The organism is Kluyvera chengduensis, assembly GCF_044197065.1.
GTDB classification, from domain to species: Bacteria; Pseudomonadota; Gammaproteobacteria; order Enterobacterales; family Enterobacteriaceae; genus Kluyvera; species Kluyvera ascorbata_C.
On the sequence record NZ_JBIQOI010000012.1, the window covers coordinates 45,900 to 59,106 of the forward strand.

The 13,207-nt window shown below is 54.8% G+C and carries 13 protein-coding genes; 6 read left to right on the plus strand and 7 right to left on the minus strand.

Features of this window, described 5'->3' with window-relative positions; genetic code table 11:
* Positions 1 to 22 precede the first annotated feature (22 nt).
* A complete protein-coding gene (rraA, locus tag ACH1XZ_RS21150) occupies positions 23 to 508 on the plus strand; it encodes a ribonuclease E activity regulator RraA (protein WP_035892355.1) in 486 nt (161 codons plus the stop codon).
* Positions 509 to 590: 82 nt separating this feature from the next.
* Here the strand turns inward: rraA and pfkA are convergent, their stop codons facing one another.
* The 3 genes from pfkA to cpxP form a co-directional block, all read right to left on the minus strand.
* Positions 591 to 1,553: a 6-phosphofructokinase gene (gene pfkA / locus ACH1XZ_RS21155; RefSeq protein WP_333499927.1), complete on the minus strand. Its 963-nt coding sequence runs from the start codon at positions 1,551 to 1,553 to the stop codon at positions 591 to 593.
* Positions 1,554 to 1,754: 201 nt separating this feature from the next.
* On the minus strand, positions 1,755 to 2,648 hold the full coding sequence (gene fieF / locus ACH1XZ_RS21160; RefSeq protein ID WP_035892352.1) for a CDF family cation-efflux transporter FieF: 894 nt from the start codon (positions 2,646 to 2,648) through the stop codon (positions 1,755 to 1,757).
* 138 nt (positions 2,649 to 2,786) lie between these two features.
* Positions 2,787 to 3,293 carry a cell-envelope stress modulator CpxP gene (cpxP, locus tag ACH1XZ_RS21165; RefSeq protein ID WP_395597053.1) on the minus strand — a complete coding sequence of 169 codons (507 nt, stop codon included), beginning with the start codon at positions 3,291 to 3,293 and terminating at the stop codon, positions 2,787 to 2,789.
* Positions 3,294 to 3,442: 149 nt separating this feature from the next.
* Here cpxP and cpxR point away from each other — a divergent pair, with 149 nt between their 5' ends.
* Together cpxR and cpxA are read left to right on the plus strand one after the other, a co-directional pair.
* Positions 3,443 to 4,141 (plus strand): envelope stress response regulator transcription factor CpxR, encoded by a 699-nt coding sequence (gene cpxR, locus ACH1XZ_RS21170; protein WP_395597054.1) that lies wholly within the window; start codon positions 3,443 to 3,445, stop codon positions 4,139 to 4,141.
* Positions 4,138 to 5,511, plus strand: coding sequence for an envelope stress sensor histidine kinase CpxA (cpxA, locus tag ACH1XZ_RS21175; RefSeq protein WP_035892349.1), 1,374 nt, complete (start codon positions 4,138 to 4,140; stop codon positions 5,509 to 5,511). Before cpxR ends, cpxA begins: the two co-directional genes overlap by 4 nt.
* A 133-nt stretch (positions 5,512 to 5,644) precedes the next feature.
* On the opposite strand, the gene yiiM is transcribed toward cpxA, so the two are convergent.
* Entirely contained in the window at positions 5,645 to 6,382 is a 738-nt protein-coding gene (gene yiiM, locus ACH1XZ_RS21180; protein WP_395597055.1) for a 6-hydroxyaminopurine reductase, read from the minus strand.
* Between the two features lie 6 nt (positions 6,383 to 6,388).
* Positions 6,389 to 7,009: a superoxide dismutase [Mn] gene (gene sodA, locus ACH1XZ_RS21185; protein WP_035892347.1), complete on the minus strand. Its 621-nt coding sequence runs from the start codon at positions 7,007 to 7,009 to the stop codon at positions 6,389 to 6,391.
* A 291-nt stretch (positions 7,010 to 7,300) separates the two neighbouring features.
* Here sodA and rhaT point away from each other — a divergent pair, with 291 nt between their 5' ends.
* Complete coding sequence (gene rhaT / locus ACH1XZ_RS21190) at positions 7,301 to 8,335, plus strand: L-rhamnose/proton symporter RhaT (protein ID WP_395597056.1); 1,035 nt, start codon at positions 7,301 to 7,303, stop codon at positions 8,333 to 8,335.
* 10 nt (positions 8,336 to 8,345) lie between these two features.
* Here rhaT and rhaR read toward each other — a convergent pair whose 3' ends face one another.
* Both rhaR and rhaS read right to left on the minus strand, forming a co-directional pair.
* Positions 8,346 to 9,194, minus strand: coding sequence for an HTH-type transcriptional activator RhaR (gene rhaR, locus ACH1XZ_RS21195; RefSeq protein ID WP_395597057.1), 849 nt, complete (start codon positions 9,192 to 9,194; stop codon positions 8,346 to 8,348).
* 71 nt (positions 9,195 to 9,265) lie between these two features.
* Positions 9,266 to 10,102, minus strand: a complete 837-nt coding sequence (gene rhaS, locus ACH1XZ_RS21200; protein ID WP_395597058.1) for an HTH-type transcriptional activator RhaS — start codon at positions 10,100 to 10,102, stop codon at positions 9,266 to 9,268.
* 303 nt (positions 10,103 to 10,405) lie between these two features.
* Between rhaS and rhaB the strand changes: the two genes are divergently transcribed.
* Complete coding sequence (rhaB, locus tag ACH1XZ_RS21205) at positions 10,406 to 11,875, plus strand: rhamnulokinase (protein WP_395597059.1); 1,470 nt, start codon at positions 10,406 to 10,408, stop codon at positions 11,873 to 11,875.
* Positions 11,872 to 13,131, plus strand: coding sequence for an L-rhamnose isomerase (gene rhaA, locus ACH1XZ_RS21210; protein WP_395597060.1), 1,260 nt, complete (start codon positions 11,872 to 11,874; stop codon positions 13,129 to 13,131). The genes rhaB and rhaA overlap by 4 nt, the downstream gene beginning before the upstream one ends.
* The last annotated feature ends 76 nt before the right edge of the window (positions 13,132 to 13,207 follow it).

The window sequence follows — 13,207 nt, forward strand, 5'->3', positions numbered from 1 at the left end:
GCAGCAACTGAGCGTTAATCCTATGAAATACGATACTTCCGAGCTTTGCGACATCTACCAGGAAGATGTCAACGTAGTAGAACCCCTGTTCTCTAACTTTGGCGGACGGCTGTCGTTTGGTGGACAAATCATCACCGTAAAATGTTTCGAGGATAACGGGTTGCTGTACGATCTGCTCGAACAGAACGGCCGTGGTCGTATTCTGCTGGTCGACGGCGGCGGTTCTGTCCGTCGCGCGCTGATCGATGCCGACCTTGCCCGCCTGGCCACTCAAAACGAGTGGGAAGGCATCGTAGTATACGGCGCGGTGCGTCAGGTCGATGATTTAGAAGAGCTGGATATTGGCATTCAGGCGATTGCCGCCATTCCAGTTGGCGCGGCGGGCGAAGGCATCGGCGAAAGCGACGTTCGCGTCAACTTCGGCGGCGTAACCTTCTTCTCCGGCGACCATCTCTATGCCGACAATACTGGCATCATCCTGTCGGAAGACGCGCTGGATATCGAATAAGCGCCTTATGCGTACAAAAAAGCCTTCTCAATGAGAAGGCTTTTTTTTCACTCGAACTTGCCCGTTTCCGGGCAAACGCGGCTTAGTACAGCTGTTTAGCGCATTCCAGCCAGTCACCTTTGAACGGACGCTTCATGTTTTCGATAGCGTCGATGATGTCATGGTGAACCAGTTTTTCGTTCTGAATACCAACGCAACGGCCGCCGAAGCCCTGCTGCAGCAGTTCAATCGCGTACGCGCCCATGCGGGAGGCCAGGATACGGTCGTAAGGAACCGGGGAGCCGCCGCGCTGGATGTGACCCAGAACGGTTGCGCGGGTTTCACGGCCCGTTTCAGCTTCGATGAAGTGAGCCAGTTCGTCAACGTCGCACATGTGCTCGGTAATCGCGACGATCGCGTGTTTCTTACCTTTAGCAATACCCGCTTTGATTTCAGACACCAGGTCGTCACGTTTGAATTCAACTTCTGGTACTACGATAAATTCGCAGCCGCCCGCGATAGCCGCAGCCAGAGTCAGGTCGCCGCAGTAACGGCCCATCACTTCAACCACGGAGATACGCTGGTGAGAAGAAGAGGTGTCACGCAGGCGGTCAATCGCTTCAACCACGGTGCTCAGCGCGGTGAAGAAACCGATGGTGTAGTCGGTGCCTTTGATGTCGTTATCAATGGTGCCAGGCAGGCCGATGCATGGGAAGCCCATTTCGGTCAGACGCACGGCGCCCATATAGGAACCGTCACCGCCGATAACCACCAGCGCATCGATACCGCGTTTTTTCAGGTTTTCGATAGCCACGGCACGGATGTTTTCATCACGGAATTCTGGGAAACGCGCGGAGCCCAGGAAGGTGCCGCCACGGTTAATCATGTCAGACACGCTGTAACGGTCGAGCTGTACCATACGGTCTTCATACAGGCCCAGATAACCGTCATAGACGCCCATGACTTCAATGCCTTCCGTCAATGCTGCGCGCACAACACCGCGAATGGCGGCGTTCATACCCGGCGCATCACCGCCACTTGTCAACACACCGATTTTCTTAATCATGACTACCTCTGAACTTAGGAATGCTAAAAATTAATTCTTCTGCCCGAAGCGCTCCCACAATTGTAGGGGGGAGAGAACGACTCTATGTAGAGATAGTATATCAAGCGCTTCTTGCTGAATTGATTCAGGTCAGGCTAACCGGCGGTTATTTATACAAATAATGCCGACTTAGCTCACATTTCATACAACCACTACGAAAGTTCAAACGTCTCTGTTTGCCTGCAGCATTACAGAGCATGGGTCCTGATGAATAATCACGTCGGACCCAGGAAAACGATGCAAAATCGCCTGCTCCACCTGATCGGCAACGTGATGCGCCTGAACCAGCGGCAGGTTGTCTTCCATTTCAATATGAATCTGAATAAAGCGGGTCGGCCCTGACTGCCGCGTTCGGAGATCGTGAGCACCGCTTACACCAGGCCAGGTGGTCACGATGTCGAAAATTTCCTGACGTTCTTCATCGGGCAGCGCACGATCCAATAACGATTGCACCGCTTCGTACCCCATGCGTAACGCGCTATATAGAATATAGATGCCAATTCCTAATGCAAACAGCGCATCGGCACGATGCCAGCCGTACCAGGAGAGGCCAAGCGCGACTAAAATCGCGCCGTTCATCATAACATCAGACTGATAATGAAGCATATCTGCGCGTACGGCCTGGCTCTGGGTTTTTCTGACTACCCAACGCTGAAACGTCACGAGCACTAATGTACTGATAAGCGCAATGACCGTCACCACCACGCCAATGCCAGGCTGGCTCATCGGCGTAGGCCGCGCCAGATGCTGAATACCGGTCAAGAACAGAAACAGCGCCGAGCCAGAGATAAACATACTTTGCGCCAGCGCCGCTAGCGACTCGGCCTTACCGTGACCAAAAGTATGTTCTTCATCCGCCGGTTGCAGCGAATAACGCACCACCAGCAGGTTGGTCAGCGAGGCGGCAATATCCACTAATGAATCCACCAGCGCCGCCAGAATACTGACCGACCCGGTATACCACCACGCAAAGATTTTAATCACCAGCAGCACGGAAGCCATTACCGTCGCGGCGATTGCAGCACGACTTACCAGTCGTCCATAAGATTGATTCATAAACACTCCTGCTTTCGATCTGCGTAGTATAGCGGAATGTATGAGGGGTGCGCGGTGACGAATTTCAGACAAAAAAAACCCCCACATCATGTGGGGGAAGACAGGGATGGTGTCTATGGCAAGGAAAAACAGGGTTTGTTACTGGTTGCTACGGGTATTGCTACTAAACAGGTTCTGACTCGGTACTGAACCTTGCTGCATCCGTGCAACGTCACGCAGCTGCTCCATACGCTGCTGGTGATTCTCATTTAAAGCCGCTTGCTGCTCCGGTGTTAACAGGCGGTACATCTGGTTGCGTACCCGCGCCATTTCTACCTGGCGGTTAACCTGCTCCTCGGCCATTTTCTCGGCCTGGGCTCGCACGGCGGCTTCATCAAATTTTTCTGCGGTGACAAGGCGATGCATTGTCTCCACTTCGCTAACATTAACAGGTGGACGATCGTGTCGTGCCCGTTGCATCAGATCGCGCATCTGTTGGCGCTGATGTTCGGTTAAACTAATACCGTCGAACATATGGCCCTGGCCGTTTCGCAGCGTATTACTTTCCGCTGGGTGCCAGTTAACGCTGGTGACGACTTCATCGGCCTGGCTATATGCACTGAATGCCAGCGTTGAGGCCATGACGGCAGCGATAACATTGCGCATCACATGCTCCCAAAAACTTTTGTGTCGCGATTCAACGAGAGACAGTTTACGATTCAGGCTGCAAACATGCGTCAGGGGGTGTAAAACAACGTAAAGTCATGGATTCGCTGGCTCTGATGACGTAATTTCTGCCTCGGAGGGATGAAAATATGAATAAAATTTTATTAGTTGATGATGACCGCGAGCTGACTTCCTTGCTCAAGGAACTTCTTGATATGGAAGGCTTTAACGTCCTTGTTGCCCACGACGGCGAACAGGCGTTAACGCTGATTGACGACAGCATCGACCTACTTTTACTCGACGTAATGATGCCGAAGAAAAACGGTATCGATACGCTGAAAGAATTGCGACAGACACACCAGACTCCCGTCATTATGTTAACCGCTCGCGGAAGCGAGTTGGATCGCGTGCTGGGCCTTGAGCTGGGCGCGGATGACTATCTGCCTAAACCGTTTAACGATCGCGAACTGGTCGCGCGCATTCGCGCTATTTTGCGCCGTTCACACTGGAGCGAACAGCAGCAAAGTAGCGATACCAGTTCACCAACCGTAGAAGTTGACGCGCTGAGCCTGAACCCAGGTCGTCAGGAAGCCAGCTTCGATGGTCAAACGCTCGAGCTTACCGGTACTGAATTTACCCTGCTCTATCTGCTGGCGCAGCATCTTGGTCAGGTGGTTTCCCGTGAACATCTGAGTCAGGAAGTACTGGGCAAACGCTTAACGCCGTTCGACCGCGCGATTGATATGCACATTTCCAACCTTCGCCGGAAGCTGCCAGAGCGTAAAGACGGTCACCCATGGTTTAAAACCCTGCGTGGTCGTGGATACCTGATGGTCTCCGCTTCATGATAGGAAGTTTAACCGCCCGCATCTTCGCCATTTTCTGGTTAACGCTAGCGCTGGTGCTGATGCTGGTTTTGATGCTGCCAAAGCTCGATTCCCGTCAAATGACCGAGCTGCTCGATAGCGAGCAGCGCCAGGGCCTGATGATTGAGCAGCATGTTGAAGAAGAGCTTGCCAACGATCCCCCTAACGATTTGATGTGGTGGCGTCGGCTGTTCCGCGCAATTGATAAGTGGGCTCCGCCGGGTCAGCGTTTGTTGCTGGTGACGAGCGAAGGCCGTGTGATCGGCGCAGAACGCAACGAAATGCAGATTATTCGTAACTTTATCGGCCAGTCTGATAACTCCGATCATCCGCAGAAGAAGAAGTATGGCCGCGTAGAGTTAGTCGGGCCATTCTCCATTCGTGACGGCGAAGATAACTACCAGCTATACCTGATCCGTCCGGCGAGCAGTTCGCAGTCCGATTTTATCAACCTGCTGTTCGACAGGCCTTTGCTGTTGCTTATCGTCACCATGTTGGTCAGCGCCCCGCTGCTGTTATGGCTGGCGTGGAGTCTGGCAAAACCGGCGCGTAAGCTGAAAAATGCCGCGGATGAAGTGGCCCAGGGCAACCTGCGTCAGCATCCAGAACTGGAGGCCGGGCCGCAGGAGTTCCTCGCAGCGGGCGCCAGTTTTAACCAGATGGTGATGGCGCTCGAGCGAATGATGACGTCGCAGCAGCGGTTGCTCTCCGACATTTCTCACGAACTGCGTACGCCATTAACGCGTCTGCAGCTTGGCACGGCGCTTCTGCGTCGTCGCAGCGGCGAGAGCAAGGAGCTGGAGCGCATTGAAACCGAGGCGCAGCGTCTGGACAGCATGATTAACGACATGCTGGTGATGTCGCGAAATCAGCAGAAAAGCGCATTGGTCAGTGAAACCCTGAAGGCTAATCAGCTGTGGGGTGAAGTGCTGGATAACGCCGCGTTTGAAGCTGAGCAGATGGGCAAGTCGTTTAGCGTCGACTATCCGCCGGGCCCGTGGCCGCTATACGGTAACCCGAATGCGCTGGAAAGCGCGCTGGAGAACATCGTACGTAACGCCCTGCGCTACTCGCATACCAAAATTGCCGTGAGCTTCTCGGTGGATAAAGACGGCGTTACCGTCCACGTTGATGACGACGGCCCAGGCGTAAGCCCGGAAGACCGCGAGCAGATTTTCCGTCCGTTCTATCGTACCGATGAGGCGCGAGACCGTGAATCAGGCGGAACGGGGCTGGGGCTGGCGATTGTCGAAAGCGCCATGCAGCAGCACCGCGGCTGGGTGAAGGCTGACGATAGCCCGCTCGGCGGGTTGCGGCTCACGCTGTGGCTACCGCTATACAAGCGCACCTAAAACCATCGGCCTGCCTATGCAGGCCGATTTTTTTTGGCAATGTAAGAACCGCGTGTAGCCCGGCCAAGCGAAGCGCCGCCGGGAACGGTGACGAAGCCTGCAACCCGGGATCGGCATTAGCGCCTCACCCGGCCTACTTGCCCCACAGCCTTCGACTGTTATCTTCAATTTTGCCGCTCAGGCGGCGCTTCTGCATGGTTCTGCTCCAGCTCACTGACAACCCGGCCGCGCTCAGCAGGCGGTGATACTGGTCGTCATCGAACGGCATATGCCAGGCAATGGCAGCGGCGTCATACACCGAAACATCGCTCAGGCGCGACACCAGCTCCAGCGGGGCGTCCGTGGAAACCTTACCCGGCGCAATCACCCGGTACAGCCAGCCCACCTTGCCGCTGTTCTGCATCAACGATGCCATGTCACTGATAGCAAAATGGAAATTGAGTTTAAAGCACGGAGAGCGAGGCTGGGTCACCTGAACCAACGTCTCACCCCAGCGGTAAATATCACCGATAAACACGTTGTGCTCCGTCATCCCTTCCGTTGACAGGTTTTCACCAAACGCCGGTGCGCAAAACAGGGCAGCCTGTTCGGGGAATTCACGAATCAGATCTTCATAATGTTCGCGGGGGAACTGACACAGCGCGCGGTCAGGGCCGCCGTGGATTTTTTTCTCGGCCTGTTCATCACCCAACAATCCCAGCTCGGTGAGTTCCAGTTCGCCATCCATCTGGACCTTCGCGATGGCGCTTGGGCGACTGCCGTCATAGTCGCGGATTTTGCCAATAAACACATCAACCGGAAAATGCATCTGCTGCTCCTTAGGCGGATACAAAAAAAGCGAGTCATCAGACTCGCTTCTACAGACCGGCAATGCAAATTATTTTTTAGCGGCGAAACGCGCTGCTGCTTCGTCCCAGTTCACCACGTTCCAGAACTCTTTGATGTAGTCCGGGCGGCGGTTCTGGAATTTCAGGTAGTAAGCGTGTTCCCAAACGTCCAGGCCCACAATTGGGAAACCGGAAGCGCCGGAAACGGCTTCACCCATCAGCGGGGAGTCCTGGTTTGCGGTAGAAACCACAGCCAGTTTGTCGCCTTTCAGCACCAGCCACGCCCAGCCGGAGCCGAAACGTGTTGCTGCTGCTTTTTCAAATTCAGCTTTGAAGTTGTCTACGGAACCGAAATCACGCTCGATAGCCGCTTTCAGGTCACCCTGCAGGGTGGTGCCTTTTTTCAGGCCTTTCCAGAAGAAGCTGTGGTTAGCGTGGCCGCCTGCGTTGTTACGCAGAACGGTTTTTTTGTCAGCCGGCAGCTGGTCCAGTTTCGCGATCAGCTCTTCAGCAGACAGCGCAGCGAACTCTGGCAGGCTTTCCAGCGCTGCGTTAGCGTTGTTCACGTAAGCCTGGTGGTGTTTGCTGTGATGGATTTCCATCGTCTGTTTGTCGAAGTGCGGTTCCAGGGCATCGTACGCATAAGGCAGTGATGGCAGGGTATAGCTCATAATCATCTCCATTATTGTCGGGCGGCAAACCTGTAAACGCCGCGTAATCAGTTGGTTCATTATAGTTAATTAAATGATATTGAAAATGATTATCAATGCCGTAGTTTTTATAAGGTTATAACTTTAGGGCATAGATGTTTTTTTGTGAGCCTGAACAGCCAATTACACCACGTACTGCCAATGTATCCCCCTGGATGGCAACAGCCTGAAGGTTAAAAAAGCGCCTGATTTTTAGACTCATCCTGTCGGAAGACGATAACTACGACAAAAAAATGGATGAGGATAAAATCAATGAACCATGCAATTACAATGGGTATTTTTTGGCATTTGATAGGTGCGGCCAGTGCAGCCTGTTTCTATGCCCCGTTCAAAAAAGTTCAGCAGTGGTCATGGGAAACCATGTGGTCTATTGGCGGGATTGTTTCGTGGATTGTCCTGCCCTGGGCGGTCAGCGCCCTGCTCTTGCCCGATTTTTGGGCCTACTATCGTTCCTTCAGTGCTTCAACGCTCCTGCCGGTGTTTCTGTTTGGCGCCATGTGGGGCGTCGGTAACATCAACTACGGCCTGACCATGCGCTATCTCGGCATGTCGATGGGGATTGGCATTGCCATTGGCATTACGCTGATTGTCGGTACGTTAATGACGCCCATTATTAACGGTCAGTTTGATGTGCTCATCCACACCCAGGGCGGCCAGATGACGCTGCTTGGCGTGTTGATCGCCGTGATTGGCGTCGGGATTGTGACCCGCGCCGGGCAGTTGAAAGAACGAAAAATGGGCATCAAAGCGGAAGATTTCAACCTGAAGAAAGGGCTGATGCTGGCCATCATGTGCGGCGTCTTCTCCGCCGGGATGTCCTTTGCCATGAACGCCGCTAAACCGATGCACGAAGCGGCCGCCGCGTTAGGGGTCGACCCGCTTTATACCGCGCTGCCAAGCTACGTGGTCATTATGGGCGGCGGCGCGCTGGTGAACCTTGGCTTCTGCTTTATTCGTCTGGTAAAAGTTAAAAACTTGTCGATAAAAGCTGACTTCTCGCTGGCAAAACCGCTAATCATCAGCAACATTCTGCTTTCTGCACTGGGCGGGCTGATGTGGTATTTCCAGTTCTTCTTCTACGCGTGGGGCCACGCCAGCATTCCGTCGCAGTATGACTATATGAGCTGGATGCTGCACATGAGCTTCTATGTGCTGTGCGGCGGTCTGGTGGGGCTGATTCTGAAAGAGTGGAAAAATGCCGGACGCCAGCCCGTTAGCGTGCTGAGTCTGGGCTGCGTCGTCATCATTATTGCCGCCAACGTCGTTGGGCTAGGCATGGCAAGCTAAACCGAGAACCTCAGGCGGCAACGCGACTCCGTTGCCGCCACTGCCCGGGCGTCATTCCTATCTCACGGTTAAACACCACCGAAAAGTAGTTACTGTCCTCAAACCCGCAGCGCATCGCCACTTCGCCAATCAGCAGTTCAGTATGCTGAAGCAGATATTGCGCATGGCAAATCCGTAGCTGGCGCAGGTAGTGGTTAACGGTCATGCCGGTCTGGCTGCGGAACTGCTGGCGCAGCGTGCGCTCGCTGCAGCCCTGCTGCTCGCAAAAAGTATCAAGGACGAAGGGACGGTTCAGGCTGCTCGCCAGCACGGTGAGCAGTTTGTCGAGTAAGGCTTCGCTCTGCGTCGCCGCCTGGTTGTCGGTGGCATAACGGTAACGTTTCAGGCAGACCACCAACTGGGCAAACAGCAGTTCGGACATCTCGTTGGCTAACACGTCGTCTTTACGGCTCTCCTGCTCCAGTTGCGTCATTATCTGCCGCGCCTGGGTCATGCCGGTGCTGCCTATCCGCCAGTGCGGCGCCCAGTGCGAGCCGTGCAGCCCGGGAATATGGGCCACCCAGTCAAGGTTGAGCTTTAAGCGATCCGGGCAGTAGATAATATTCTGTAAAACCAGATCGTTAACCGAGGCATAGGAATGTTTATCTTCCGCGCGGATATAAAATAGATCGCCGCGGGTGATGCGGTAAGGACGGTCGTTGAGGATGTGTAAGCCGTTGCCGCGCCAGACCATCACCAGCTCGTTAAATTCGTGGGTATGCTCCGCAAAGACATTTTGCGGATAGCGGTCAGCCACCGCCACCGCCTGCGATGGACTGGCAAAAAAGTCGGCTTTTCGAAGAATTAACTGGCCTGGCACGCTGGCACCTCACGACTAACAACTTTTTATTATTAGCCGTTTTGAGGCAAAAAACGGTGATTGCCTTCGCGTTACTGAAGCAGGGTGTCTCGCCCCTGGCGAATATCGCGCGGCGACCAATCAAATTCGCGACGGAACAGAGTAGAAAAGTGGTTGCTGTCGCCAAAACCGCAGTGATAAGCAATCTCGGTCACGCTCTCATCGCTGTGGCGCAGCATGTGGCGCGCTTTAATCAGGCGCAGACGGTTAAGGTAGCGCTGCGGGGTCAGGCCGGTGCAATGCTTCAACTGGCGATGCAGCGTGCGCAGAGATAACGAGAACCTATCCGCCAATCCTTCCCAGCAGATCTCTTCCGCAAAGTGCTCTTCCAGCCACGCCATCAGCTGATTCAGGCGCGCATCATTATCCACCGCCCCCTGTTCCTGACTGCCTTTACGCAGCAGCACCAGCAGCTGCATAAACAGAATTTCACGATTGGCCAGCGACATCATATCGGTGCTGTCGTTCGCCTCTTCCATCTGACCGACGATCGCCCTGACCTGCTGTAGCGTGCTTTGGTTTACGCGCCAATGGGAAGGATAGTGACCATCCTGCTCCTGCGGCAGCAGTTTATTCAGACCTGACAAGAACTGGAAAGCATCCGGCGCGCGATATAACACATTCGTCAGACAGAGGTTTTCCGTGTGCTCATATAAGTGGCGATCAAAGTCGCGAACGAAGCAAACGGTGCCCCCGCAAATAGTATGCGGCTGACCATTGAACACATGAATACCCGTACCGTGCTCAACAATAACAATCTCATTAAAATCATGATGATGCTCAGGAAATGCAGCCTGAGGAAGTCGAGGTTCGATAGCCACGGGAAGCTTGCCGGAAGAGAAGAAATCCACGCTGTGTAGTACGGTCATCGCGAGCCTCAACAAATGAGAAAGATTATCAGGATAGTAATATCCGATAACGGATCTGACCTTGACGTTTTGACAGCAAACCGCGCAAAGCCGGTCGTTTTTTCAAGAAACAGCCGGAAAGATCGGGAAATGCGGTCATCATCACACCCCCTGAAAACCCCGCCATCGGCGGAATTTGTGAACTCTCTCACGTTCATCTTTGCTTTCTTGCCAGCGCCTAATTTCGCCTGTCAGTAACGAGAAGGTTGTGGCATTGCGCTTTTTCTAGACTGTCTCGCAATGACTCATAGAAGGACTCTTGCCATGACTTTTCGCCATTGTGTGGCCGTCGATTTAGGCGCCTCTAGCGGACGCGTAATGCTGGCGCGCTTTGATGCCGAACAGCGTTCGCTTTCACTGCGCGAAATTCACCGTTTCGTGAACAGCCTGCATAAGCGGGAAGGTTTCGATACCTGGGATATCGACGCGCTGGAAGCTGAAATCCGCATCGGCCTCAACAAGGTGTGCGATGAAGGCATTTTGATAGACAGCATCGGTATCGACACCTGGGGCGTGGACTACGTCCTGTTGGACAAACACGGGCAGCGCGTTGGCCTGCCGGTGGCCTATCGCGATAGCCGAACCGACGGCGTCATGGCCATGGCAATGGAACAGCTGGGTAAAAGTGAGATCTATCGTCGTAGCGGCATTCAGTTCCTGCCGTTCAACACGCTCTACCAGCTACGGGCGCTGGTTGAACAACAGCCAGAGCTGGTCAGCAAAGCGGCTCATGCATTGTTGATCCCGGACTACCTTAGCTTCCGTCTGACCGGAAACATGAACTGGGAATACACCAACGCCACCACCACGCAATTGGTCAACATCGATAGCGATAACTGGGATGAAGACCTGCTGAACTGGACCGGCGCGCCGCGCGAGTGGTTCGGTACACCGACCCACCCCGGCAATGTGATCGGTCACTGGATCTGCCCGCTGGGTAATAAAATCCCGGTGGTTGCCGTCGCCAGCCACGATACAGCCAGCGCCGTGATTGCCTCACCGCTGGCAGGCCACGATGCCGCCTATCTCTCTTCCGGCACCTGGTCGCTGATGGGCTTTGAAAGCAAAACCCCGTACACCAGCGAAATGGCGCAGCGCGCCAACATCACCAATGAAGGTGGCGCGGAAGGGCGCTACCGGGTGCTGAAAAACATTATGGGCCTGTGGCTGCTACAGCGCGTCCTGAAAGAACAAAAGGTTGGCAACCTGCCCGATCTCATTGCCGAAACGCAAGCACTGCCAGCCTGCCGCTATCTGATTAATCCGAACGAAGACCGCTTCATCAACCCGGAAAACATGAGCGCCGAGATTCAGGCCGCCTGCCGCGAAACGGCGCAGCCCGTTCCGACCACGCCTGCAGAACTGGCACGCTGCATCTTCGACAGCCTGGCATTGCTGTACGCCGACGTGCTCAACGAGTTGGCGCAGCTTCGCGGCAAACCGTTCAGCCAACTGCACATCGTGGGCGGCGGCTGCCAGAACCAGATGCTGAACCAGCTGTGCGCCGATGCCTGCGGCATCACCGTGGTCGCGGGCCCGATTGAAGCCTCAACCCTCGGCAACATCGGCATCCAGCTGATGACGCTGGACGAACTCACTAACGTTGACGATTTCCGCAAGGTGGTGACCGGTAACTACAGCCTCACCACATTCACCCCGAATCCAGACCATGAAATTGCCCGCTACGTTGCGCAGTTTCAGCAACAACGACAGACAAAGGAGCTTTGCGCATGACCACTCAACTTGAACAAGCCTGGGAACTCGCGAAACAGCGCTATTCCGCTGTAGGTATCGATGTCGAAGAGGCGTTACGCCAGTTGGACCGCTTACCGGTTTCGATGCACTGCTGGCAGGGCGATGACGTCGCGGGTTTTGAAAATCCAGAAGGCAGTTTAACGGGTGGCATTCAGGCGACCGGTAACTACCCGGGTAAAGCGCGTAACGCGACCGAGCTGCGCGCCGACCTGGAGCAGGCGCTGAGCCTGATCCCTGGGCCAAAACGTCTGAACCTGCACGCTATCTATCTGGAGTCTGACACCCCGGTGGCGCGCGACGAGATCAAACCTGAGCACTTCAAAAACTGGGTTGAGTGGGCGAAGAAACACAAGCTGGGCCTCGATTTTAACCCATCCTGCTTCTCACATCCGCTGAGCGCCGACGGTTTTACGCTGTCCCACGCCGACCCGAAAATTCGCCAGTTCTGGATTGACCACTGCAAGGCCAGCCGTCGCGTTTCCGCCTACTTTGGCGAGCAGTTGGGGACGCCTTCGGTGATGAACATCTGGATCCCTGACGGCATGAAAGACGTCACCGTGGACCGTTTAGCGCCGCGCCAGCGTCTGGCCGCCGCGCTGGATGAAGTCATCAGCGAAAAACTGGACCCGGCGCATCACATCGATGCCGTCGAGAGCAAGCTGTTCGGCATTGGCGCAGAGAGCTATACCGTCGGCTCCAACGAGTTCTATATGGGCTACGCCACCAGCCGCCAGACCGCGCTGTGCCTGGATGCCGGTCACTTCCACCCAACCGAAGTTATCTCCGACAAAATCTCCGCCGCCATGCTGTACGTGCCGCGCCTGCTGCTGCACGTAAGCCGCCCGGTACGTTGGGACAGCGACCACGTGGTGCTACTGGATGACGAAACCCAGGCTATCGCGAGCGAAATCATCCGCCACGACCTGTTTGACCGTGTGCACATCGGCCTCGATTTCTTTGACGCCTCCATCAACCGCATCGCGGCGTGGGTTATCGGTACCCGCAACATGAAAAAAGCCCTGCTGCGCGCGCTGCTGGAGCCAACCGAGCAGCTGCGTCAGCTGGAAGTTGACGGTGACTACACCGCCCGTCTGGCGCTGCTGGAAGAGCAGAAATGCCTGCCATGGCAGGCAGTATGGGAAATGTACTGCCAGCGTAACGATACGCCAGCGGGCAGCCAGTGGCTGGAGAGCGTACGCAGCTACGAGAAAGAGATTCTGAACAAGCGTAAATAATCGAGTGCGATTGCCGGATGGCGGCTTTGCCTTATCCGGCCTACGAAACAACAGCCATTGTAGGCCCGATAAGCGC

Bases quoted from the DNA above. Each gene is read 5' to 3' on its own strand.
- rraA (WP_035892355.1), top strand. From the start codon at position 23: ATGAAATACGATACTTCCGAGCTTTGCGACATCTACCAGGAAGATGTC.
- fieF (WP_035892352.1), bottom strand. From the start codon at position 2,648: ATGAATCAATCTTATGGACGACTGGTAAGTCGTGCTGCAATCGCCGCG.
- rhaA (WP_395597060.1), top strand. From the start codon at position 11,872: ATGACCACTCAACTTGAACAAGCCTGGGAACTCGCGAAACAGCGCTAT.
- rhaS (WP_395597058.1), bottom strand. From the start codon at position 10,102: ATGACCGTACTACACAGCGTGGATTTCTTCTCTTCCGGCAAGCTTCCC.
- cpxR (WP_395597054.1), top strand. From the start codon at position 3,443: ATGAATAAAATTTTATTAGTTGATGATGACCGCGAGCTGACTTCCTTG.
- cpxP (WP_395597053.1), bottom strand. From the start codon at position 3,293: ATGCGCAATGTTATCGCTGCCGTCATGGCCTCAACGCTGGCATTCAGT.
- cpxA (WP_035892349.1), top strand. From the start codon at position 4,138: ATGATAGGAAGTTTAACCGCCCGCATCTTCGCCATTTTCTGGTTAACG.
- rhaB (WP_395597059.1), top strand. From the start codon at position 10,406: ATGACTTTTCGCCATTGTGTGGCCGTCGATTTAGGCGCCTCTAGCGGA.
- pfkA (WP_333499927.1), bottom strand. From the start codon at position 1,553: ATGATTAAGAAAATCGGTGTGTTGACAAGTGGCGGTGATGCGCCGGGT.
- sodA (WP_035892347.1), bottom strand. From the start codon at position 7,009: ATGAGCTATACCCTGCCATCACTGCCTTATGCGTACGATGCCCTGGAA.
- rhaT (WP_395597056.1), top strand. From the start codon at position 7,301: ATGAACCATGCAATTACAATGGGTATTTTTTGGCATTTGATAGGTGCG.